Source organism: Photobacterium damselae (assembly GCF_003026815.1).
Lineage (GTDB): Bacteria > Pseudomonadota > Gammaproteobacteria > Enterobacterales > Vibrionaceae > Photobacterium > Photobacterium damselae.
This window is the reverse complement of the sequence record NZ_PYOG01000010.1, coordinates 72,331-96,545: the sequence shown is the minus strand read 5'-3', so window position 1 is coordinate 96,545 and position 24,215 is coordinate 72,331. Positions and strand designations below refer to the sequence as shown.

Here is a 24,215-nt window from a genome sequence, read left to right as displayed (position 1 = left end):
GAATTCAGTCTGAAGCAACAAATTATTGAGAGCAAAATGAATGACTAATTTTGAGGCTTTAATCCAAAAATAAATATCATAGCTACAAATAAAAACACAAAGAAACATACACTGCCCACTTAGCACTTGCTTATGACAGCAGATTAAAAGCTAATACATATATTGAAAAGCTTTACTTCCAAGATACATATTTCGAGCTGACTGATGAAGACTCCGAAGTCATTAGCCTCAAAGACTAAATATTAACGGTGAATAACATGAAACTATATATAATTGGTAATGGCTTTGATGTTCATCATGGACTGGACACCCGATATACATCTTTTGGGCTCTATCTTAAAAATAACTACTGGGAAACATACGAACTGCTGATTGATCACTACGGTTTCAGAGACCTAAATCCAAACGACCCTACATCAATCTCAGACCCTTTATGGTCTGAATTTGAAACGAGTATGTCGCTACTTGATAAAGATTCGGTCTTAGCAGCCAATATGGATGCAATGCCAAATTATGCTTCCGATGACTTTCGAGACAGAGGCCGATACACGCTTCAAATTGAGATGAAGCGAATACTTGGGCTTCTAACCACTGAACTGTATAAGGCGTTCAAAGAATTCATTTTGGCAGTACAGTTTCCTCAGTTTGATAGCAGTCGAGCTATAAACATTGATAGAGACGCTGTTTACCTCACATTCAACTACACGGATACACTTGCTCAATACTACGAAGTTCCTGTTGAAAATGTATTGTTCATTCATGAGAAAGCTGATGAGGATGTTGAAGAGTTAATACTTGGTCATGGCGTAGATCCTGAAAATTTCAAAGAGAAACCAGCTGAACCACCAGCTGGATTGAGTGAAGAAGACTTAGAGCATTGGATGGAATATCAGTCTGATCAATATGACTATTCATACGAGCGTGGAAAGGATGTTATCAATCAATATTTTTCTGCAACGTTTAAGGGAACAGAACAGATAATCAAAAACAACGAAGATTTCTTTGCAGGTCTTGGCAATGTGGATGAAGTATTCATTTTAGGTCACTCATTAGCTGAAGTAGATCTCCCCTACTTCAAAAAGCTAGCAGGATCAGTCAAAACCGATGCGAAATGGGTTGCTACTTACTATGACCCAGACGATCAGCAAACGCACTATGAAACGCTAACAGGGCTTGGAATAACCAACGTTTCGGTTGTTAGGATGGAAACAATATAGATGAATATTAAAATACTCATTTCGGATAAAAATATACACTAACCGCATGTTTTGAAAATACTTTTACCGTAAGATAGAATAGCAGATATGGGGATAGAGGCCATATACCTCACCCCAAATAGCTACCTATAAATCTCTCTGGGGAGTGTTACTCGATTGGCAAACAAGTTAAGGCGTGCACAGGTTACTGAAACCGTCAAAATGAGCCTCGTTGCAGAAGTTCAAGGGAAATGCCCCTTGTGCCGAAAAAATCTAATCAAAAGGAAAGCACCAAATGTACCTGTCCGTGTGTTTGATGTGGCTCATATTTACCCGCTAAACGCCACAGAGCGAGAGTTAGAGTTACTCAAAGATGAAGAGAGGCTATGTGATGACATTGACTCCGAAGGAAACTTCATCACTTTATGTAAAGAATGTCACAAAATGTACGATACTCAAAAAACTGTTGAAGAATATCGGCATCTTGTTGAAGTCAAAAAAGCGATTAACAAAATAAGAGCCTTGACTGACACTTGGGATAACCAAACTTTACATAAAGATATTGCTCTAGTCGCAGAGAGAATCGACCAACTAGACGCCAGTACTTTAGAAGATACCAAACTTTCATTTGATGCATTAAAAGTTTCAGATAAGACAGATGATACCTTTGGTCAATTAAATGAGATGAAAGTCAGCATGTTTGTTGTGAACTACTTTGCAAATATTAAAGAGTCGCTAAAGAGACTTGAGATGCAGAGAAAAGCAAGTTCATTGGTAATATGTAATCAAGTTAGAAGCTACTATAGCATGTTATTATTTCAAGATTTCAACCAAAACGATATTTTCGAGCAGATGTGTGATTGGTTCATGGTAAATACTGGGATCAAAGAAAGAACAAAGGCTGAAGTGCTAGTCTCCTACTTCATTCAACACTGCGAGATATTCTCAAATGATAGTGCCGAATAAAATAATATCCATTGATGAGAGCGTCATTTATAAAGCCGCGAAGCTATTACCAAAAATCAATAATGATGCTCAAATATCAGAGCTATATACAAAGAACAAAAGACTATTTGTAGATATACCCGACTTCATCGAAGCGTTAGACGTTTTATTTGCATTAAACAAAATAGACGTAGATTTAGATAACGGAGTTATTAAAATTGCTTAAATCAATAAGTTGCGAAAAGCTCATCGATATTACCTTAACTTTTCAACACGGCTTAAACTCTGTTGTAGGTGCAGATGATGCTCACAATTCAATTGGAAAGTCGTCAATTTTAATGTTGATTGATTTCGCTTTCGGTGGTGATGACTTTACCACTAAGTGTGATGATGTAATCAAAAATGTAGAAGACTTTGACTTAGCGGTCACCTTTGAGTTCGATAAAACATACTCTTTTGTTCGAAATACAGGCTCTAGTGACAGTGTGTATCATGTTGAGGAACAAGAACTTTTAACTATAGAAGAGTATCGTAATTTTCTCAAAAATAGCTATGGTATTGATAAATTTGAGCTGAGCTTTCGAGAATGTGTGAGTGCATTTTATAGGGTATATCAAAGAGATAATTATAATGACAAGAGGCCATTAGATAACTTCCCTAAAGAAACCTGGGCATCAATTCGCAAAAGAATCCTCAAGCTATTTAACGAATACCATGCAATATCAAAATTAGAGCAAGATAAAAAAACTGAAACTGAAAATAAAAACAATATTAAAGGTACATTTAATACTGGCGTTATAAGCAAGATTAATAAAACGACCTTTAAAAATAATGAAGCTAAACTTCATGAAATTAATGAACAGATCACTTCTATTAAATCAGCATTAGAGGCTAATGTTACTGATATAAAGTCAATAATAAATAGTAAAAATGCTGAATTGAAACGAAATAAAGACACTCTAGTTGATTTGAAATTTAAATTAGATACTAGTCTAAGCAGAATAGAAGACAACCTTTCAAAAACAAAGCTGAAAAATAGCAGAAGTTTTAATGAATTAGTCGATTTTTTCCCTGAAATTGATAAAGAAAGACTGTCTCAAGTTGATGCCTTCCACTGTGGCATCAGCAAAATTATGAGAGAACAATTAAATGAAGAAAAACTAGCATTAATCCAAAATATTAATGAACTAGACATTGAAATTGGAAAAATAGATAGCGAACTACTAAAAATAGTTAACTCCAAAGAAGGCTCAATTTATTTACTTGAGAAATTGATTGAATTAGATCGTCTTGAAAAGCAGTTGTCACAACAAAATGACTTCTGGTTAAAAGAAGATCAGGCTACACATAAAATCAAGAGTATCAAAACAGAAATAAAAGAAACGCTGGTACAATCAATCGATAACATTCAAACTGAAATCAATAAAGGCTTAACTGAGTACATAAGAAAAATCTACTTAGGTAACCCTATTAGCCCAGAACTACGTATCTTAGATAATGACTATGTGTTTTATCGAGGTGATGATAGAGGCACAGGAAAGGGATTTGCAAACATGATTTCATTAGACCTTACGATACTAGAGAAAACTTGTTTGCCAGCTATTATTCATGACAGCCTACTTTTCAAAAATATGGATGTAACATCAATTGAAAATCTTATAGCTACTTATGCTAGTTTCAATAAACAGATCTTCATCTCGATTGATGAAGTGTCCAAATACAAAGATGAGACAAGAGATTTAATTGAAAAATCGAAGTTCATTAAACTAGATAAAGATCGAGTCGCTTTTGGTCAAAAATGGAAAACTGAAACAATTAGTTAGGTCTTACATTTATAAGAGAAGAGGTGTTCTAGTACCTCTTCTACAACAAGAAATATAACTCTCTCCAAAGAGTTTTCACGATATACCACCCAAACTTGGCTTTCAACTAGTTGAGGAATAATCGTTTAACCTTGAAAGACAGCACGGTCATACTAGTAACTTACAACACGTATAGAACCTTGATTACATGCCAACCAAACTTAGTTTTTACTGGCTCTGGGATCAAACCTCGCAAGTTATTATTCTTTAGCTTTAAAGCTTGGCTTGTACTAATCGCTTTACCAGAAAAAACGGCTTTATCAAACTGAGGAACCATTGCACCTTTGCGAAATTCACCCAGGTCGCCACCTTTTTTACCAGATGGACAAGTTGAGTGTTTTTTTGCAAGGTCTTGGAACTTAGCACCTTTCTTTAACTGCTCTAGAATGTCATCAGCCAATTCTTTATGTTTAACTAAGATGTGAAGTGCGTGTGCGCTAGAAGCCATGAGATATCAGCCTATTGATTGTCAGTATAAATGTGAGATAACAACTTAGAATAACACGAAGTTTATCTCTTTAATTGTTTGAAAGTGTGCGACAAATCACGCAAAGTAGCAAGTATCCTCGGTGGTAAATCGCCATAATAACGAGGATAACCAATCAACTAATGCGATTGGCAACATAAATGTATTATTCATCTTCTGTTCATGGCTCGTTGACTATTATTTGTCTTATGAAAAGATATCATCGTTATAAATACTTGTTGGGTTTCTTGCTGGGCATCACGTTTGTTGTTCATGCCGCCCCAAATCTAGAGATTGACGAAGACCATGATGAAGTAATGGCCGCCGTCGATCAGGGGCTTATTCAACCCTACTCAGCGCTTGAAGCCAAAGTAGCAAAACAACTTAATGGCCGCATTATCAAAGTCGAGCTCGATGAAGATGATGATGAGTGGGTATATGAACTTAAACTGATTGATCCCAACAATCATATTATAAAAGTCGAGTATGACGCTCGAACTCTCAGCATTATTGAAATTAAAGGACGTGGCCTTGAACACGTTCTAAAAGGATTAACCCAATGAAAATTCTAGTTGTAGAAGATGAAATCCAACTTGGTGAACAAATTGTTGCAGGTCTTGAACAAAACAGTTGGGTAGCAGAACTATCAACAGATGGCATTGATGCTTTATATCGTGCAACATCAGAACCTTGGGACGCCATCGTACTGGATTTAGGACTGCCTAAACTGGATGGCATCACCGTACTAAAAGGTATTCGAGAAGAAAATGTCGATTGTCCTATTGTGATTTTAAGCGCGCGAAGTGAACTAACTCAACGTGTTGAAGGACTCAATGCCGGTGCCGACGACTATCTTACTAAACCATTTCAGATGGTAGAACTGGTTGCCCGTTTACGTGCTCAGTTACGTCGTTCTACTGGTAACACATCCCCTGTAATTCAAGCAGGTCCACTTGAATTAGATACTCGCAGCTCTAAAGTTACTTTCCATGGTCAGCCCGTAGAATTAACCGCGCTTGAGTTTAAAGTGCTTTCTTATCTCATGCATAACCAAGATAAGGTGATTTCACGTACAGAGTTAGTCGAGCATATCTATAAACAAGATTTTGACCGTGACTCAAATACCATTGAAGTTTTTATTGGTCGTATTCGCCGTAAAGTAGGCACTGATGTTATCAAGACTGTCCGAGGTTTAGGATACCGAATCAATGCCAAATAAACGTCCTCGTCGAAGTATTCGCAGCCGCTTATTAATTGCAGCGGCTGTGTGGCTATCGGTCATATCACTGCTAACGGGTTATCTTGTTCCCTCTTTTATTAAAACCTATCTTATCGAACAGGAAAAAACTCAACTCTACCTCTATTTAGATCAATTAACGGGTATGATCGACCTAACACCGACAGGTCATATCAAAGTACAAGGTAGACTGAGTAACCCTAGATTTTATTCACCGTACAGTGGCCTCTATTGGACATTAAACCTAGACAAAAAACAGCTACGTTCTCGTTCACTGTGGGATACAACCATTACCGGTAACGAAAAATCTGGTTATGAAGGGCCGAAAAAACAGCCTTTGATCGTGGTTGAACGTAAATTCTTATTACCTGAAAGTGATCACCCTGTTCACCTTATGGTTGCGATTAATCAAGATAGATTAGTAACAACGATACGAGAGCTAACGCATCAAGTCTGGGCTCTACTTGGTATTATGGTGATAGGGATCTTGATTCTCATTACCGTGCAAATCTCATGGTCACTTTGGCCACTTCGTAAGTTACAACGTAATTTAAAAGAGGTTCGCGCCGGTAATATCAATACGGTTACAGGTGAATATCCACTTGAGATCCAACCTTTAGTTGATGATCTCAATGCTCTTCTTTTCCACTATCAAGAAGTATTAGAACGGGCACGAAATCACTCTGGTAATTTATCGCACGCTTTAAAAACACCGATAGCGATCCTAAACAATGAAGTCGCACTATTGGAGCCGACACAACAAGCTAAGCTACGTCCAGCACTCGAACAACTGCAACAGCATATTGACTATCATCTAGGTCGAGCACGAATGGCAGGATCGGCCAATATTCTTGGTCTAAAAACAGCCCCAGCTCCTCGGGTAGATGCTATTTCGATGGCAATGGATAAAGTGTATGCGGCTAGAGAAGTTGTTTTAGTTAACGAGCTTGATAGTGAGTTAATGATCGCAGTTGAAAAACGAGATACGGATGAAATGCTTGGTAACCTTATTGAAAATAGTTACAAATGGTCCAGTAGTTTAATTCGAGTACATAAGCTGCATGATGATAACGGCTTTGTGACTATTGTCATTGAAGATGATGGCCCAGGTATTGCTGATAATGAGTTTAGCGAAGTTCTAAAACGAGGAGTCCGATTAGATGAAAGCACTCCTGGTACAGGGCTTGGCTTAAATATTGTCAACGAACTTTGCCACAGCTATCGAGGTCAATTAAAGCTTAGCCGTAGCAAATTAGGTGGCTTAAAGGCTGAATTAACCTTACCTCTTCCTCGCCACTAGCGATATATATAAGCTAGATAAATTGATGAATCAAGGCCGAATACCTCTACTTTATAGAGTTTTCGGCCTTTCTTTATTTTTCAAGCAACTCAGTTATCAAACTTACATGCAAATATCATGAGTTTAGTGTAATATCCTGCCCCCAAAACCTATATAAAACGTATTACATCGAGGCGCTATGCAATTACTTGAAGCAAAACTTCATAAAATTGACCGTCATAACTACCGTAGCTATTCTAGCTTACGTGGCGAATATCATTTTGTTGATTTTGATTTCTTTATCGATACGGTCCAAACAGACCCATTCGCTCCCGCGTCTCGAGTACGTGCTCGCCGAGCTTGGTCGCTAACAGATCTTGAATGGTTACGTGATAAATCAGCTGATTATCAACGTGCTGCCCGCGATTTTATGGCACGTTTCTTTGCTGAATTAGCACAGCATGAGAATGCCATCTTAATCGATCGCCCAGGACAAGTGATTTTAGACCGCACTGCTGTTGTCTTTGATGATGAAGGTATTGAACTACGTTTTCGTGTTAACTTGCCATCAGATGGCCGCACGATCATTGCTAAGCGTACACTGAATTTATTAACTTTCCACATGCCAAAAATCATTCGTCGTGCAACAATTGCTCGCGAATTGCCAATGGAAGAGTTACAACGTCACTGTGAAGCAGCAGAAAACCAAGTAGCACTTCGTAACCAACTAGCAGAACATAATTTGGTTTCGTTTGTTGCTGATGGCAGTATCTTGCCTCGCCTTGCGGGTAACAGCCAATTACCAATGCCTGATGCGATTCCGTTTAAGAGCCCAGATGCGCTTGCAATTGAGCTAGATACACCACATAACGGTAAAATCCGAGGTATGGGTATCCCTAAAGGTATCACAATGATTGTTGGTGGTGGTTTCCACGGTAAATCAACACTACTTGGCGCGGTAGAAAGCTCTGTTTACGATCACATTCCAGGGGATGGCCGTGAGTACATTGTAACGGATGAAACGGCAACCAAGATTCGTGCGGAAGACGGTCGTTGTGTTCATAATGTGGATCTTTCTCCATACATTAGCAATTTGCCAATGGGTAAAGATACAACCAAATTCTCGACTCAAGATGCATCGGGCTCTACCTCTCAAGCATCTTGGCTACAAGAGTCTCTAGAAGCTGGCGCGCAAACACTGTTGATTGATGAAGATACTTCAGCATCAAACTTTATGATTCGTGATGAGCGTATGCAGGCTTTGATCGCAAAAGATGAAGAACCAATTACACCACTTGTGGATCGTATCGCTCTTCTTCGTGATCAACTTGATGTATCTGTAATGTTGATTATGGGTGGTTCTGGTGACTACTTAGATGTTGCTGATACTGTGATTCAAATGCATAACTACGAAGCGATTGATGTAACAGAGAAAGCGCGTCAAGTTGTAGCTTCACACCCTACTCGCCGTAGCTTTGAAGGCTCTGAGACCATCGCTCGTCCACGTACTCGTCAGCTTAACCGCTCTGCATTGAAATTAATGCTAGAAGAAGGCAAATTCCGTATTCAAGCGAAGAACAAACATTCATTACGTTTTGGTCGTGAGTTCGTTGATCTGCAAGCTCTAGAACAAATTGCACACCAAAGTCAGCTTCATGCTATTGGTTGTTTGTGGTTTATGATGGCACAGAATAAAGGCTGGGAAAAAGCACCAGTTCGTGCGTTTGCGCAGATGCTAAATGAAAACTGGGCAACAATGATGCCTCGTTACGGCGATCTAGCAAAACCACGTGTTATGGAAATAATGGCGGTACTAAACCGTATGCGTGCGGCTGAGTTTAAGTAATTCAGTAAGCAAAGCTAGAATAGAGAAAAACCTCACTCGTTTACAGTGAGGTTTTTTTATTTCTCATACCATAAGCCCAAGGAGGTGCACTAACTCATAGTAAATAGAGCTCAGATTACACTTTATTAAATCGATAAAATACCGTGGCTAATGGCGGCAATGTAAGATTAATCGATTGTTCTAATCCTTGAGTACGGATCGCTTCTGTTGGTAATAAATTAGAAATAGCGTAATCGCTTCCCCAGTATTGAGGTGAATCCGTATTGAGTACCAACTCATATTCACCCGCTTGAGGCACACCTAGACGGTAATTCTCACGGGGAACCGGTGTAAAATTCGTTACAACTAAAACTTTATTTCCTTGCTCATCAAAGCGCTCATGGGCCAAAATACTGCGCTCAGCATCATCTTGCATTCGCCACTCAAACCCAGCAGGGTCACAATCTAGCTGGTGTAATTGAGGTAAATCTTGATACAGATGATTAAGATCGCGAACCAGAGCCTGAACACCTTCATGCCTTGGGTATTGCAACCAATGCCACTCTAATTGCCCTTCATGAGCCCATTCTGCACTTTGCGCAATTTCAGTACCCATAAAGTTGAGTTTTTTACCCGGCTGACCATACATATAGCCCAAATAAGCACGTAGATTTGCCGTTTTCTGCCACTCATCACCTGGCATCTTATTTAAGAGTGAGCCTTTACCGTATACCACTTCGTCATGTGATAGCGATAACACGTAATTTTCACTAAAGGCGTAAATCAATGGGAAGGTAATCGTATTATGGTGATACTGACGATGAACAGGCTCTTCTTTAATGTAGGATAAGCTGTCGTGCATCCAGCCCATATTCCACTTAAAGCCAAAACCTAACCCTCCCATGCTTGTAGGACGAGAAACACCAGGAAATGCCGTTGATTCTTCTGCAATTGTCATCGCATTTGGGTAGTGGCGATAAACTTCTTCGTTAACCCAACGCAGTAAACTAATTGCATCATAGTTTTCATTGCCACCATCACAGTTAGGGATCCACTGATCATGCTCGCGGGAGTAATCCAAATAAAGCATAGAAGCAACCGCATCCACTCTTAAACCATCAATATGATAGTGCTCAAACCAGAACAAAGCATTGGATACTAAGAAACGGCGAACATGATCGCGGCCATAGTCATAAATATAACTGTGCCAATCTTGATGCCAGCCTCGGCGAGGATCTGGATCGTTATACAATGCAGTACCATCAAAGTTAGCCAAACCATGCTCATCAGATGGGAAGTGAGCCGGAACCCAATCTAATACCACCCCGATCCCAGCTTGGTGACACTGATCGACAAAATACTTAAAGTCATCAGGGCTACCGTAACGGCTTGTAGGTGAGAATAATCCTATCGGTTGATAGCCCCAAGAACCATAGAATGGATGCTCAGAAATTGGCATTAATTCAACATGGGTGTATCCCATCTCAACTAAGTACGGAACCAGTTCTGTTGCTAGTTCACGATAAGAGAGAAAATCCCCTGCTGCATTTTTACGCCAAGAGCCTGCATGCAACTCATAAAAAGAGAGTGCTTCTTTATGCTTTTCAGTGACCGCTCTTGTCTGCCAAGTTTTGTCTTGCCATTGATAACGGTGCTGATCGTACACTTGTGAGGTAAAAGATGGATATTGTTCTGATGCGTATCCCCAAGGATCGGCTTTATGAGGAAGACCATTACCTTGAGCATCTTTTAGCTCGTACTTATATTGTACGCCCTCTTCAAGACCTGGGATAAATAATCCCCATAATCCATCGTCTAAGCGCTGCATGGGATGACGACGGCCGTCCCAACCATTGAAATTACCCACAATGCTGGCAGCCGATGCATTAGGTGCAAACACTAAAAAGCGAACACCAGCAACTGGTTGATTTCCAATATTTAAACTGAGTAATTGAGCGCCCATCTCACTGTGCATTTGCTCGGGAGAAATTAACGCTTGAGGGTGTGAAATGAGTTGATGGAATTGGTAAGGATCATTGATAGTTTGTTCGCCTTGAGGCCAACTAATGATTAATTGATAAAGCGAAGAGGTAAGGTCCAGATCCCCTTCAAGTACAAATCCACTTTCTTTATCACGAGAAAGCGGATAAATATCACCAGCTTGAGTCTTAACGCTAACCGCATCAGCTCCTGGCATCCAAACGCGAAGAGCAATACCTAAATTGTGGTATTGCGGCCCTAAAAATGAAAATGGATCTGAAAAAGCAGCCCTTGCGAGCTGCATATATTCCTTTTCACTGCGTGTCACGATTCCTGTGTCCAACGCGGTACTCCTAATTTACTTCTCACTCGCTTGTTGACGAGCTTCTGTTAAACGACGTGTTAAATCGATAATGTCCTGACGTGTAAATAGGTCATCTAGCGTAGTTGACAATTTACGTCGCCAGTTTGGATATTCATCAACCGTTCCCGGTATATTGACTGGTTTATCCATTTCTAACCAATCTTCTAGCTGCAAGCTTAATAATGCACTGGCACCAGCTGCCAGATGAAGTTGCATACCTTCACTGAGCTTACTGTCCATTGGTACATATGCAGCATTGCGCCCAATGTTTTGTGAAAGATAACCGTGCCAATCCAAACTATCAAGAATTCTTTGCTTACTTTCTGCTCTAGAGTCAAATAATCCGTTCAGAGCATCTTGATCTGGATATAAACCAAGCTCACTGCCCATTTTTAAATCATCGCAATGCCAAAAACCGCGTAATGTCGGCATATCATGAGTACATAAAGCTGCCATTGATTGGTCTGGATAATGGCGTGGAGAGAAATAACCACCATCTTCAGCGGTTTCAAAGAAGAAAACTTTGTAAGAGTGAACACCAGCAGTCGCTAACTTATCAATAATTTCATCTGGCACAGTACCAAGATCTTCACCAATGACCGTACATTGATGACGATGACTTTCAAGCGCTAAGATAGCCAGTAGGTCTTCAACTGGGTAATACATATAAGCGCCTGCTTTAGCCGATTCACCTTTTGGAATCCACCATAAACGTAATAGCCCTAATACGTGATCAATACGCAAGGCACCACAATGGCGCATATTTGCTCGTAATAGATCAATATACGGCTGATAAGCACGCTCAACCAATACCTCTGGATTTAATGGTGGCAAGCCCCAGTTTTGACCTAGGGGACCTAAAATATCAGGTGGAGCACCAACACTCACATCCAGACATAGCTCACCATGTTGTGCCCATGTTTCAGCACCAGAATCACAAACACCTACTGCTAAGTCTCGGTACAGTCCCATCACCATACCCTTCTCTTCAGCCAACTCCTGTACTTCAGCTAATTGGCAATCAGCAAGCCATTGTAAATACATATAAAGCTGCACTTCATGCTGATTCTCTTGAATAAAGGTTTGTACTGCTTGGTTGTCAAAATGACGATAAGATTCTGGGAATACAGGCCATCCCCACATGGTGTCATCTTGAGATTTTAATAACGCATGCAGTGCATCAAAAGCCGCTTGGTGCAGTAGACTTTCACCGCCTTGTTCGACAAAATTTAAGAACTGTTTTGCACGTTCTGTGTTTTTCTCTAAATGACGCGTAACAAACGTATCAAACAGTAGACGCAAAGCCGCCATTTTTAAGCATGCGACTTCACTATAATTCACCCAGTTACTTTGGCGAGCTTCAGCTAAACGTTGCTGGAATTCATGACTCCCCACCAATTGTTGGGCCGCATCACTTTGCGCAAATTCACACACTGAACTTACATCAATGTAAATAACATTTAACCAACGTCGAGATGATGGGCTATATGGACTTGCCCCTTCAGGATTGGCAGGAAATAGTGAGTGAATAGGGTTTAAGCCTACAAAATCACCGCCATTTTTCGCAATATCAGCAACCAATTGTTTTAAATCACCAAAATCACCTATACCCCAGTTATGTTGAGTACGTACTGAATATAATTGAACACTGGTACCCCAGAGCTTTTTATTATTTAAAAGCGCAGTCTGTTTATAACATGCAGTTGGCGTAACAATTAAAGTCATTTCATAAGGTGATTTGCGACGCTTACGTGAAACTGTCAGTTTATGGTAACCCCAAGCAAGATCATTCGGTAACGCGAAAACAAGGGGTTGACCTTCATCTCGTTCATCAGCAACCAATTGAGATTGTAACCAGCCCTCAAAAACCTCACCTTGTTCTGTTTCTAATCGCCAGCTGAAATCACTAACACGAGCACTGGCACCAAGATGAAGCTCAACCTGCATTGGTTCACCAGCACGAATCACTTTAACTGGAGCTAATACTTCGGTGCGATTTTTCTTTCGCGCAGATTCTAATAAGGCTTCATCATTACGAACATCGTAACCAAGCGCAGCCAATAAACGGCTTAATGTTTCATCTTCAACCGTTGCTTCATCACCCCAAGCACTGATGTACTTATCTGTAATACCAGCCATATGAGCAACGTGTTTTAGTACTGAATTTTCTAACATTGAAATCTCCGTTAGCGACTAACCCAATCGCAACGATTCAAATTTATTATTATTGCAGTGGCTTAGAAACCATACTAAGCCACTTATATACCGATAACTATTTATAGATAGGTTTAACTCATTTCTGATGAACCGCAGTCAGTTTCCAGATGTTATTAACATAGTCACGAATACTACGGTCAGAACTGAATTTACCCACTAATGCTGTATTTAATATCGTTTTACGAGCCCAGTTTTGTTGGTCTCGGTATTCAGCATCAATACGTTCATGCGCTTTCACATAATCTGCAAAATCAGCCAGAACAAGGTATGGGTCACCACCATCAAGCAAGTTATAGCGAATGGCTTGTAACTGACCTGATTGTCCTGGTGTAAATTCATCACCTTGTAATAGGTCTAAAGCCGCTTTTAATAAGGCGTTATTGTGGTAATAGTCATATGGCTGATAACCTTGTTCTAAGGTTTTCATCACTTCATCAACAAGCAAACCAAAGATAAAGATGTTGTCATCGCCGACTTCTTCGCGAATTTCAACGTTTGCACCGTCCATAGTACCGATCGTTAATGCACCGTTTAGTGCTAACTTCATATTACCTGTGCCTGATGCTTCTTTACCTGCTGTTGAAATCTGTTCAGATACATCTGCCGCTGGAATAATAATTTCAGCCAAACTCACACGATAATCAGGCACAAACACAACCTTCAACTTACCGCCTAAACGAGCGTCATTATTCACTTTCTCTGCCACTTTATTGATGGCAAAGATAATATCTTTCGCTAACGCATAACCCGGTGCAGCTTTAGCCGCAAAAATGAATACACGAGGGTGCATATCAAATTCTGGTTCATTCAGTAGACGATGATATAGCGATAGAATATGAAGTAGATTTAAGTGCTGACGTTTATATTCGTGCAAACGCTTAATCTGAACATCAAAGATGGCGTTGGTATCTAACTCTATGCCCATATTATCAAGCACCCAATCAGCAAAACGTTGTTTATTGGCTTTCTTTACTGCCATATAACGTTGCTGGAACGCTTTATCATCTGCAAATTTCTCCAGTTGAGATAACTGTTCCAGCTTCGCAGGCCATTCAGTACCAATTTTCTCACTGATTAATGCAGACAAACCTGGGTTACAGAATTTCAACCAACGACGAGGCGTTACACCATTGGTCACATTTTGCAGACGACCTGGGAATAATTCGTTAAATTCAGGGAATAAATCGCGCTTAACTAGCTCTGAGTGCAGAGCTGCAACACCATTGACTGCATATGAACCAACAACACAAAGATTAGCCATACGAACCATGCGTTGAGGCCCTTCTTGGATAATCGAAAGCTTGCGTTTTACTTCATTATTATTTGGCCAATGTGCTTCCACTTGCAGCATAAAGTGATGGTTAATCTCGAAAATGATTTCCATATGACGAGGTAACAACTGTGCTATTAAATTTTCACTCCATGTTTCAAGAGCTTCTGGCAACAACGTATGATTAGTGTAGGCAAAAGTTTTTGATGTGATAGCCCATGCCTGCTGCCAACTTAGTTGATATTCATCCAGTAAAATGCGCATTAATTCAGGAATCGCAATCGTTGGGTGAGTATCATTTAATTGAATAGATTCAAACTTCGCAAGGTCATGAATATCGCGACCTAATGCATTATGACGGCGAAGGATATCAGCAACTGAGCAAGCACAATGGAAATATTGCTGCATTAGACGCAGTACTTTACCTTGCTCGTGGTTATCATTTGGATATAAAACTTTCGTGACATTAGCGGCTTCTAGCTGACTGTATTGAGCACCAACATAGTCACCATCATTAAAACGAGCTAAATTAAATGGAGCTGGTGCTCGACATTCCCACAAGCGTAGCGGGTAAACGCTCTTATTTGCATAACCAATAATTGGTAGGTCCCATGCGATGCCTTCAACGAACATACCAGGGATCCAACGTGAGCAAGTTTCACCCTGCTCATTTTGATACTGCTCTACATGGCCATAAAAACCCACGTTTTGTGTCAACTCAGGACGTACGACTTCCCAAGGATAACCTTCAACACCACGCCATGCGTCAGGCGCTTCAGTTTGTCGACCATCTTCAAACGATTGACGGAACAAACCATATTCATAATGTAAACCATAGCCAACGGCTGGGTATTCTTGAGCTGCTAGAGAGTCCATAAAACATGCAGCAAGACGACCTAAACCACCGTTACCTAACGCGGGATCTCGTTCTTCTTCTAATAAATCCGTTAGGTTTTGGCCCAACTCTTCCATCGCCTGAGATACTTCTTCATATAAGCCCAAGCTAATTAAGTTATTTCCGGTTAAACGACCGATCAAAAACTCTAAAGATAGGTAGTTCACACTGCGAGTATTAGCTTTTGCGACCGCATCCGCAGTGGTTAATAGACCTTCAGTACTAATTTCAGCTAAAGCACGACCTAAAGCTAAGTACCAACTACGAGATGATGCTGTTGCGCTACTTTGCGCATACGTTGCCGACAAATGTTTCTTAACGGCGTTTTTGAATAATTCCTTGTCAAAATGCTGTTTTGGAGCACGAGTTGTCATGTTGCTATCTCACTCTTCGATTAGTCCGATTACTTTCTATCCTGCGCCCTTAGTGCCATAAAAACATCCTCCTAAAAAGAAAAGATTAGGGAGGAGTAGCAAGGGCGTAGTGACGTTAATTCCCTGTATTTTGTGACATTCACCGCAGTTTGAGGGCGGAGACTGAAAAGTACATATGCAATCTATAGTATTGAACAATGTGTAAATTGCCCGTTATTATTTAGTTGCATAGGTTAGATATGTGACAGCACTCATAAATTTAGGGTTGAGATGAAAGATATCGCATCGAATTTGCCTCTAAACAGGTAAAGTAAACATAAATAAATTAGGTTTGAATAAATATGTAGGACACATTTTTATCAAATCTTAATAAATCCCTACTGTTGTCGTTTATCTGGCAACCGATAAGTGAAGTAAGAATTATGTGGATACCATCGAAACTCACTCGCCCAGCCCGTCTATACAACGCAATTTTGCGCCCAAGACTGTTAGCCACCCTTGAGCATGCTCCATTTTATCGTTTGGTTTTATTCCGCTCTCCAGCAGGTTACGGAAAAACAACCATGGCAGCTCAATGGCTTAGTGAGCACCCAACCACGGGCTGGCTAAACCTTGATGATAACGACAATGATACTTTTCGCTTTGCTAACTATCTGATTCAAGCGCTAAACCGTGGCACTTCAGATGCAGCACCTAAAACTCAAGCTATGGCAGAACGTCGCCAATTTGCGTGCCTAACCACTTTGTTTGGTGAGTTATTTGCAGAAATTGCCGATTACCAACAGCAAACTTATTTGGTATTAGATGATTATCATGTCATCACCAATGAAGACATTCACGATGGCATGCGTTTCTTTTTAAAACATATGCCAGATAACCTAACTTTAGTCTTAACCAGTCGCACCCAACCACCACTTAATACGGCGAATCTTCGCGTTCGAGATCAACTGATTGAAGTTGATAACGAATGGCTTGCTTTTGATGAAGAAGAGACAGAACGCTTTTTTGGCCAAAGAATAAAAGCCGATGTGGAACCTCAAGTGCTACACACATTGCACTCTCAAGTTGAGGGATGGCCATCTGCGCTACAATTAATTGCTCTCCACGCTCAACAAAAACCACAGCATTTGGCTCAATCCGCCCTTTCCATGGCTCAATTTAATCGCGGTCATCTATGGGATTACTTGGCTGAAGAAGTGTTTGATCAATTGGATGATGAAACACAGCAATTCTTATTACAGTGCTCGGTACTCGATACCTTTAATGCTGTATTAGTAACAGAACTAACAGGTTATTGTGATAGCCTAGCGAAACTTGAATCGTTAAATCGCTTTGGTTTATTTTTAACAACCTTAGATAGCGATGATAACTGGTACCGCTTCCACAACTTATTTGCAGAATTTCTTAACCACCAGCGTCATAGTCGGTTACCAGAACAGCAAGATCATCTTCATACTCTTGCAGCTCAAGCATGGCTGAAACAAAATAGCCCACAGCAAGCATTAGCCCATGCATTAAAAGGACAAAATGAACAGCTGACTGTTGATATTATTGTCGAGCATGGCTGGAAACTCTTTCATCATGGTGAATTAAAATTACTTGAAGGAGCAATTAGTGCGCTAAGCCGTGATGCTTTATTTAGCACTCCTCGTCTTGCTTTATTACGAGCCTGGTTAGCACAAAGCCAGCACCAATATGATGACGTAGGCGCATTGCTCAACGAAGCTGAAATTGAAATGACTCATCGTAATATTACTCTGGATGATGGCTTGCAAGGTGAATTTAATGCCTTACGCGCTCAAGTTGCGATTAACCAAAACAATCCACAAGAGGCCCTTGAATTATCTGAGTTATCATTAGGGCAATTACCATCAAATACCTATCGCAGTCGCATTGTTGCAACCTCTGTTGTTGGTGAAGTTCACCACTGCATCGGTAACCTAAACCGTGCTTTACCTATGATGCAACAGACAGAAAAATTAGCGCGTCAATACCATGTATACCACCAAGCTCTATGGGCTCTGATCCAACAAAGTGAAATACTGGTGGCACAAGGTTATGTACAAGCGGCCTTTGAACTTCTGGAACAAGCTTTCAAATTAATTCGTGAACAACATTTACAACAAGTCCCTCTTCATGAATTTGTACTACGCCTAAAAGCTCAAATTTTATGGTGTTGGAATCGATTAGATGAAGCGGAAGAATGCGCACAAAAAAGCTTAGATGTTTTAGCGCCTTTTGAAGATAATTACTCTTTACACGCTTACTCAATGTTAGCTCGAATCGCATTAACTCGTGGGGAATTAGACAAAGCCGCTCGTTACCTAACTTTATGTGATGAATTAATGGAACGTTCTGCTTTTCATATTGATTGGCGGGCAAACAGCGAGTTTTCTAGCCTTCTTTATTGGCATCAAAAAGGCGAAATTACAGCCATTGAGCACTATTTAGTAAAAGCAGAGCAACCACAACAGGCATGTAATCACTTTCAGCAACTGCAGTGGCGTAATATTGCTCGCGCCAACATGTATCTGGGCCATTATCAGCAAGCGTTAGACATTATGAATATGCTTGATGCGGCATGCCAGCAACATAATCTAGTCACAGATAATAACCGAAATCTAGTACTCGAAGCCGTTATCTATAAACAGATGGGTAATAAAGAAGTTGCTTTGAGTAAACTCAAAAATGCATTATTGTTGACTAATAATACAGGCATGGTTGGTAACTTCCTATGTGATGCCGAAATTGTGGCAAAACTACTCGATGAATTGATTCAAAAACAGCATCTTTCCGATCTAGCATTGTATCGAGCTCAGCAACTACTGCGTGAAATGAATAATAAAGAACGGACACGCTCTGTTCATTTCGATGAAGACTTTGTCGAGAAACTGTTAACGCTACCCAATATTCCTGAGCTTATCCGCACCAGCCCCCTCACCCAACGAGAATGGCAGGTTTTAGGATTAATTTATTCAGGTTACAGTAATGAACAAATTGCATCAGAGCTTGATGTTGCAGCAACGACCATTAAAACTCATATCCGTAATTTGTATCAAAAGCTAGGAATTGCCAATCGTCAGGAAGCCATAACCACAGCAGAAGAGCTTATTGGTCTAATGGGGATTTAATAACGATAAGGAAATTGTATGATTGAATGGATGAAGGATCGTATCTGGTACCAAGATGGGCAATTTTCACAATTGGGGATTGCTGTTGGTAGTCGTATGACCATCATTAAATTAGCGGACGAGAAACTCTTCATTCATTCGCCAATCCAACTGACCACACAACTGCAACTTGAGCTATCAAAGCTCGGACACGTTGCAATGGTTGTCACACCAAACCTTAACCACCATCTGTTTTTATCTGAATGGTGGTTAGCTTATCCATCGGCTTATTTTTATGCCCCACCAGGGTTACAACAAAAACGCTCTGATCTGGTTTTTGATGGCACCCTAAACACTAAAACTGAACCTTTATGGCACGGACAATTACTGCAAACCGTCCTTAAAGGCAGTGACACCATGGAAGAAGTAATATTTTGTGACCCTCTGTCTCGTACATTAATTATCGGGGATTCATTGGTGTGGTTAAAAAATCGAACCTCTCCTATTTCAATTTTATTAGGCTTAATCAATGGTTGTTATTTCAACCCTGCTATGCCTTATTACTGGCGATTGAGCTTTCACAATAAAACTCGAATGCGCCAGTCTTTACAAGAAATTCTTACTTGGCCTTTTGACCGAATTATTCTTTCACATGGACAAGTTATTGAAACAGATGGAAAAGCTCTCTTTGCGAAAGCTTTTCATTGGGTCTTAAATGACACGCTACCTTTATCAAACCATGAAGAATGAATTCTCCAGTAAACCTTATATAGTTACGTTACTAGGCACCACTCAGTTTCACCTGAATCACAAGCAAAATAGCACCAAAGCTAAGGACAAAGAGCACCATAGGCCATACAAATTTTAACCACTTATTATATGACATATCTAACATCTGTAACGTCGCTAATATGAGCCCTGTTGGTGCTAAATATAGCATTGCATATTGTCCCCAGTTATAAGCTGAAACCACAATATCTCTTGGGATCCCCACGGTATCTGCTAATGGAGCCATTATTGGCATTGATAAAACAGCAAGCCCTGAAGAGGAAGGAACAATAAAGCCCAGCAAAAAGAAGACAAACATCATCGATATAATAAAAATACTGCCTTCCATACCAGATACAATATTAGAAGCATAAAAAAGAATCGTATCTGAGATCATACCTTGATCCAATACGATATTAACTCCCCTTGCTAAGCCAATAATAAGGGACACACCGACTAATTCTGAAGCCCCTTTAATAAATGAATCAATGAGCTCTTTTTCTTTTAAACCTGAAATAAACATAATCACAATGGTGATAGTTAAAAATGATGCGGCCATCGAAGGAAACCACCACCCACCGACAGAGACACCCCATATCATTAGGGGAAATGCGGCAACAAATAGAGTAAGAATTAATTTTTTTCTAATATTAAATGGAGCGGGAGCATCAAGATTCACATCTTCTAAAAATCTTTTTTCAAATGCTTCATGATCAGAGTAGGTATAAGAGAAAGACGGTGTCTGTTTTACTTTTTTAGCGTACCAATACAAATAAGAGATAACAACAGAAAAAGCGATGATTAAACCTAAAGTCCTAAAAACAATCCCCTCTGTAAATGGAATTCCTGCAGCATTAGAAGCGATAACAACAGAAAATGGATTTATGGTAGAAAAAGTACTTCCCATTGAACCTGCTAAAAATATCGCGCCCACACAAATAATAGAGTCGTAACCTAAGGATAAAAAGATTGGTACAAGAATGGGGTAAAATGCTACCGCCTCTTCTTCTAAACCACAGGTTGTTCCTCCTAAAGCCATCACAAGACTCACTGAAAAAACAAGTAGAAATTCATGTCCTTTCGTTTTATGAGATAGTGCAATTAAGCCTGAATTAAAGGAACCTGTCTTGTTAACTATGCCGATCATTCCACCTAGAATTAAAATGAACACCATAATATCAGCAGCTTCAATTGTGCCTTCAACCATGCTTTGTGTTACATCCATCATCCCTTTATGAATTGGAGCAACTTCTTCATAAGTATCAGGGATAGCAATTGGTTTTCGTATTACACCAGAGGTAAATTGATCGATATTAATTTTTATATTTAACCTATCCAGTTCAGTTTGAGTTGCATTAACTTGTGTTACTTCACCGACAGGAGAGGTAATCTGCAACATTTTATCGCTGGTGTTATACAACAGCTTTGAATAGGAACCAGCAGGAATAATCCAAGTAAATGCAACCGCAATAATAGTAATAGAAAAGAGGATGGTAAATGCACTAGGAAAAGTCATGCTCTTAAAAAAGCCAAAAATCTTATTCATAAATATATCCTTATTTGAACAAGTACATATTTAATGAAGCTATCATACAAATATACGTTATTTAACAGATAAAAGATCTTTAATATTTTCAATTGGTATTTATTTCAGAAAATAGTACATAATTATCCAACTAAAATACTAAGAAATCATAATATCTCTTATCACTGTTAACTTTAGTAAGAATTTTATTTCATTAATATTTAATTGATTTGTTATTTTGCATTTTTAGAGATGAAAAAATCATTATTAGGTATGCAATTTGCCTTTTAACTATGTATGTGATTTTTCATTTATTTTTCTTAGAAAATGATGTTCTTATCTCATAAAACTATGCATTTAAGCACGTTCATCATTATGAAAATATTTTTGTGATCCACATCACTACTCCCACTTCCAATCAGAGTAGTATTAATAACAGCGTAATTATTCTTAGGACTGAATAGCCTCTGTGATCCCTCCGCCCCCAGACGCGCCCGCGATCACAGTAAAGGAGTGGTAAAATGAAAGCGTCTAAACTCTATTTTCGTGAACTTCTTGGTTTAACCTTAGTTGGATTTGCGGTGTTGGTTATGTTGGGGATCATTACTTGCGCCCTCGCTCTACTCAATTATTTATCACATGATACAGCTCAAGCTATTGCGTTTTTGAAAGAAGCTACCACCATGTTTTTATTTATTATTCCAGCTATTGCTATCGGAAAATACATCAATAAACCTTCATGGGTCCATGATGTTGATGAATATCGACTAGCAATGGAAAAGAAAGCTCAGTAGCCTGATTTGTCCATTAACGCCGACGAATGCCCACGTCGGCGTTTTTAATATAAAACTTACAAACTCGCCACCCCATGAACAAAAACATCTCGGAGTAATTTAACCATTGCTCGGGTTTTTTCAGGTAAATATTGAGTAGCAGGATAAACCAACGTAAGTTTAATCTCTGGATGCTTCTCATCAGCTAATACGCAACATAAATCCCCTGCTTCTAATGCACTTCTTACCAATATTAACGGCAATAAAGCAATACCATGACCCGTTATCGCCATATGCTGAATAAGATGAAGATCATCAGAAATTAAACGTTTATTAAGCTCATCCGGCAAGGCATTAACGTTATAGCGGCTCACGAGTATTTTATGATCATAAAGATCATCAAAATGTTTTGGTTCGGGTTTAGAGACTAGATAATTTGGCGATGCGACTAATACACAAGGAAAAGGTAATAACGTTTGTTGAACATAATCTAAATTAACTACTTTGATATTATTTGGAATTAATTGAAGATCAATATTTTCTCTTTTTAAATCAACACTGTCTTGCCTTTGTTCTATTTCAAGTGCAACACCTGGAAAGTCTTGAGCATAACGTTCAATAAGAGCAGAAAACATACTAGATGTGATTAATGCCGCAGGAACAGCAACTCGCAAAACACCCTGAAGCTCCTTTTGCCGACTCTCTAATAGATTCACCGCTTGATTGACAGATGTTAATGGTTGACTGATTTGTTCATACAATGCTCGACCATTTTCAGTCAATTCGATATGGCGTGTTGTACGAATAAGTAACTGACATCCTATTGATTTTTCTAACTCTTGTAATCGACGACTTACCTTTGAACGTTGCATCGAATACGCTTTCGCAGCTGAACTGATCCCGCCATGACGAACAGTCAACATAAACAAGTATAAATCATCAAATGATACTTTCATTGTCCTACTTTTAGGTCTCAAATGTCATATTTGTCATTCTATTTAATCGAGTCAGCAATTTCTATAATGTTTGGAATGTTTTTCTCTATCAATCGAGTTAATTATGCAAACTGCAGAATCTGCTTTCCGCCGTTGGATGCGATGTCTTATCATTTTGTTTTTAATCTTTTTAGCATACATTATTGTTGCTGATCGCCATGCACCCTTAACTACTGAAAGTCGTGTTCATGGCTATGTTGTACAGATAGCTCCAGAAGTATCAGGCAATGTAACATCGGTAAAAGTTAAAAATAATCAGGACGTTAAAAAAGGCGAACTATTATTTACTATAGATGACAGTAAATATCAGATTGCTGTAGAGCGCGCTAAAGTAAACTTAGCCCAAGCTCACGAACAAGAAACGGCGCTATATGCCCAAGCCGATGCAGCCAGAGCACAAATTGCCACGGCGCAAGCAGCTTATAACAATGCAAATCGTGAATATAATCGAATCCAAAAATTAGCTAATAAAAATTTAGTTTCGCAGTCCATGCGTGACAATGCTTTTGCTCAAGATAAAGTAACACGTTCTAACCTTGCAGCAGCTAAGCAACAATTACTCGTGATTCAAGCAAAGCTAGGCTCAACTCCTGGCGACAGTACTATGGTCCATGCGGCTGAGAATGCTTTAAAGCAAGCAGAATTAGACCTATCTCATACCCAAGTTAAAGCACCTAGCAATGGTGTCATCACCAATATGCAGCTAGATGAAGGTACGATGGCGAGTGCCAATAAACCGATTCTTACTTTTATACCGACAGATAACATGTGGGTATCAGCTGATTTTCGTGAAAAAGCGACCGCGCTCATTAATGATAAATCTGCCGCATACGTTACTTATGATGCCCTACCAGGCGAAGTATTTGATTTCAAAATTGCCAGTCGTGACTTTGGTGTCTCTTCTGCACAACAAAATCCAAATGGCCAATTAACCACAGTTGAAGTTAATAATCGTTGGGTTCGTGATGCTCAACGAATTCGTGTCAATTTAGTAAGCGAAGAACCAATGCCAAAACAATTATTTGTAGGCTCTCGGGCAACAGTTGTTATTTATCCAACTGAAAATCCAATTTGGCAATTTATGGCTTCTGCTGAAATTTGGATTGCGAGTGTATTCCACTACATCTACTAATC

At 39.5% G+C, this 24,215-nt stretch carries 18 protein-coding genes; 12 read left to right on the top strand and 6 right to left on the bottom strand.

Annotated features, from left to right (window positions below):
- The first annotated feature begins 257 nt into the window (after nt 1-257).
- The 4 genes from CTN07_RS11305 (at nt 258) to CTN07_RS11290 (ending at nt 3,964) form a co-directional block, all read left to right on the top strand.
- On the top strand, nt 258-1,217 hold the full coding sequence (locus CTN07_RS11305) for a bacteriophage abortive infection AbiH family protein (RefSeq protein ID WP_005305016.1): 960 nt from the start codon (nt 258-260) through the stop codon (nt 1,215-1,217).
- 156 nt (nt 1,218-1,373) lie between these two features.
- Entirely contained in the window at nt 1,374-2,162 is a 789-nt protein-coding gene (locus CTN07_RS11300) for an ABC-three component system protein (RefSeq protein ID WP_005305019.1), read from the top strand.
- Nucleotides 2,146-2,367, top strand: a complete 222-nt coding sequence (locus CTN07_RS23320) for an ABC-three component system middle component 7 (RefSeq protein WP_036765644.1) — start codon at nt 2,146-2,148, stop codon at nt 2,365-2,367. The genes CTN07_RS11300 and CTN07_RS23320 overlap by 17 nt, the downstream gene beginning before the upstream one ends.
- Complete coding sequence (locus CTN07_RS11290) at nt 2,360-3,964, top strand: DUF2326 domain-containing protein (protein ID WP_005305022.1); 1,605 nt, start codon at nt 2,360-2,362, stop codon at nt 3,962-3,964. Before CTN07_RS23320 ends, CTN07_RS11290 begins: the two co-directional genes overlap by 8 nt.
- A 160-nt stretch (nt 3,965-4,124) precedes the next feature.
- Here the strand turns inward: CTN07_RS11290 and CTN07_RS11285 are convergent, their stop codons facing one another.
- Nucleotides 4,125-4,451, bottom strand: coding sequence for a peptidylprolyl isomerase (locus CTN07_RS11285; RefSeq protein ID WP_005305024.1), 327 nt, complete (start codon nt 4,449-4,451; stop codon nt 4,125-4,127).
- 209 nt (nt 4,452-4,660) lie between these two features.
- On the opposite strand from CTN07_RS11285, the gene CTN07_RS11280 reads away from it, so the two are divergent.
- From CTN07_RS11280 to CTN07_RS11265, 4 genes are all read left to right on the top strand, one after another.
- The gene (locus tag CTN07_RS11280) at nt 4,661-5,032 is read left to right on the top strand and encodes a PepSY domain-containing protein (RefSeq protein ID WP_370466091.1); all 372 of its coding nucleotides are present in this window, start codon (nt 4,661-4,663) and stop codon (nt 5,030-5,032) included.
- Nucleotides 5,029-5,688 carry a response regulator transcription factor gene (locus CTN07_RS11275; RefSeq protein ID WP_005305028.1) on the top strand — a complete coding sequence of 220 codons (660 nt, stop codon included), beginning with the start codon at nt 5,029-5,031 and terminating at the stop codon, nt 5,686-5,688. The genes CTN07_RS11280 and CTN07_RS11275 overlap by 4 nt, the downstream gene beginning before the upstream one ends.
- A complete protein-coding gene (locus CTN07_RS11270; protein WP_005305031.1) occupies nt 5,678-7,006 on the top strand; it encodes an ATP-binding protein in 1,329 nt (442 codons plus the stop codon). Before CTN07_RS11275 ends, CTN07_RS11270 begins: the two co-directional genes overlap by 11 nt.
- A 178-nt stretch (nt 7,007-7,184) precedes the next feature.
- A complete protein-coding gene (locus CTN07_RS11265) occupies nt 7,185-8,831 on the top strand; it encodes an ABC-ATPase domain-containing protein (RefSeq protein ID WP_036765648.1) in 1,647 nt (548 codons plus the stop codon).
- A 115-nt stretch (nt 8,832-8,946) separates the two neighbouring features.
- Here CTN07_RS11265 and glgB read toward each other — a convergent pair whose 3' ends face one another.
- From glgB to CTN07_RS11250, 3 genes are all read right to left on the bottom strand, one after another.
- The gene (glgB, locus tag CTN07_RS11260; protein WP_005305037.1) at nt 8,947-11,094 is read right to left on the bottom strand and encodes a 1,4-alpha-glucan branching protein GlgB; all 2,148 of its coding nucleotides are present in this window, start codon (nt 11,092-11,094) and stop codon (nt 8,947-8,949) included.
- A 54-nt stretch (nt 11,095-11,148) separates the two neighbouring features.
- On the bottom strand, nt 11,149-13,329 hold the full coding sequence (gene malQ, locus CTN07_RS11255; RefSeq protein ID WP_005305038.1) for a 4-alpha-glucanotransferase: 2,181 nt from the start codon (nt 13,327-13,329) through the stop codon (nt 11,149-11,151).
- A gap of 118 nt (nt 13,330-13,447) precedes the next feature.
- Complete coding sequence (locus tag CTN07_RS11250) at nt 13,448-15,910, bottom strand: glycogen/starch/alpha-glucan phosphorylase (protein ID WP_005305042.1); 2,463 nt, start codon at nt 15,908-15,910, stop codon at nt 13,448-13,450.
- A gap of 422 nt (nt 15,911-16,332) precedes the next feature.
- Here CTN07_RS11250 and malT point away from each other — a divergent pair, with 422 nt between their 5' ends.
- Together malT and CTN07_RS11240 are read left to right on the top strand one after the other, a co-directional pair.
- Nucleotides 16,333-19,041: an HTH-type transcriptional regulator MalT gene (gene malT / locus CTN07_RS11245; RefSeq protein WP_005305045.1), complete on the top strand. Its 2,709-nt coding sequence runs from the start codon at nt 16,333-16,335 to the stop codon at nt 19,039-19,041.
- A gap of 18 nt (nt 19,042-19,059) precedes the next feature.
- Nucleotides 19,060-19,770 carry a DUF4336 domain-containing protein gene (locus tag CTN07_RS11240; RefSeq protein WP_005305047.1) on the top strand — a complete coding sequence of 237 codons (711 nt, stop codon included), beginning with the start codon at nt 19,060-19,062 and terminating at the stop codon, nt 19,768-19,770.
- Nucleotides 19,771-19,801: 31 nt separating this feature from the next.
- On the opposite strand, the gene CTN07_RS11235 is transcribed toward CTN07_RS11240, so the two are convergent.
- Nucleotides 19,802-21,334, bottom strand: a complete 1,533-nt coding sequence (locus CTN07_RS11235) for a YfcC family protein (protein WP_005305050.1) — start codon at nt 21,332-21,334, stop codon at nt 19,802-19,804.
- 500 nt (nt 21,335-21,834) lie between these two features.
- On the opposite strand from CTN07_RS11235, the gene CTN07_RS11230 reads away from it, so the two are divergent.
- Nucleotides 21,835-22,107 carry a hypothetical protein gene (locus CTN07_RS11230; protein WP_036765655.1) on the top strand — a complete coding sequence of 91 codons (273 nt, stop codon included), beginning with the start codon at nt 21,835-21,837 and terminating at the stop codon, nt 22,105-22,107.
- A gap of 56 nt (nt 22,108-22,163) precedes the next feature.
- Here CTN07_RS11230 and CTN07_RS11225 read toward each other — a convergent pair whose 3' ends face one another.
- Entirely contained in the window at nt 22,164-23,042 is an 879-nt protein-coding gene (locus tag CTN07_RS11225) for a LysR family transcriptional regulator (protein ID WP_005305053.1), read from the bottom strand.
- A 103-nt stretch (nt 23,043-23,145) separates the two neighbouring features.
- Between CTN07_RS11225 and CTN07_RS11220 the strand changes: the two genes are divergently transcribed.
- Entirely contained in the window at nt 23,146-24,213 is a 1,068-nt protein-coding gene (locus tag CTN07_RS11220) for an HlyD family secretion protein (RefSeq protein ID WP_005305055.1), read from the top strand.
- Nucleotides 24,214-24,215: the final 2 nt, after the last annotated feature.

Excerpts from the sequence above, each read along its gene's own strand:
- CTN07_RS11305 (WP_005305016.1), top strand. The coding sequence starts at position 258 with ATGAAACTATATATAATTGGTAATGGCTTTGATGTTCATCATGGACTG.
- CTN07_RS23320 (WP_036765644.1), top strand. The coding sequence starts at position 2,146 with ATGATAGTGCCGAATAAAATAATATCCATTGATGAGAGCGTCATTTAT.
- CTN07_RS11285 (WP_005305024.1), bottom strand. The coding sequence starts at position 4,451 with ATGGCTTCTAGCGCACACGCACTTCACATCTTAGTTAAACATAAAGAA.
- CTN07_RS11275 (WP_005305028.1), top strand. The coding sequence starts at position 5,029 with ATGAAAATTCTAGTTGTAGAAGATGAAATCCAACTTGGTGAACAAATT.
- CTN07_RS11270 (WP_005305031.1), top strand. The coding sequence starts at position 5,678 with ATGCCAAATAAACGTCCTCGTCGAAGTATTCGCAGCCGCTTATTAATT.
- CTN07_RS11265 (WP_036765648.1), top strand. The coding sequence starts at position 7,185 with ATGCAATTACTTGAAGCAAAACTTCATAAAATTGACCGTCATAACTAC.
- glgB (WP_005305037.1), bottom strand. The coding sequence starts at position 11,094 with ATGCAGCTCGCAAGGGCTGCTTTTTCAGATCCATTTTCATTTTTAGGG.
- malQ (WP_005305038.1), bottom strand. The coding sequence starts at position 13,329 with ATGTTAGAAAATTCAGTACTAAAACACGTTGCTCATATGGCTGGTATT.
- CTN07_RS11250 (WP_005305042.1), bottom strand. The coding sequence starts at position 15,910 with ATGACAACTCGTGCTCCAAAACAGCATTTTGACAAGGAATTATTCAAA.
- malT (WP_005305045.1), top strand. The coding sequence starts at position 16,333 with ATGTGGATACCATCGAAACTCACTCGCCCAGCCCGTCTATACAACGCA.
- CTN07_RS11240 (WP_005305047.1), top strand. The coding sequence starts at position 19,060 with ATGATTGAATGGATGAAGGATCGTATCTGGTACCAAGATGGGCAATTT.
- CTN07_RS11235 (WP_005305050.1), bottom strand. The coding sequence starts at position 21,334 with ATGAATAAGATTTTTGGCTTTTTTAAGAGCATGACTTTTCCTAGTGCA.
- CTN07_RS11230 (WP_036765655.1), top strand. The coding sequence starts at position 21,835 with ATGAAAGCGTCTAAACTCTATTTTCGTGAACTTCTTGGTTTAACCTTA.
- CTN07_RS11225 (WP_005305053.1), bottom strand. The coding sequence starts at position 23,042 with ATGAAAGTATCATTTGATGATTTATACTTGTTTATGTTGACTGTTCGT.
- CTN07_RS11220 (WP_005305055.1), top strand. The coding sequence starts at position 23,146 with ATGCAAACTGCAGAATCTGCTTTCCGCCGTTGGATGCGATGTCTTATC.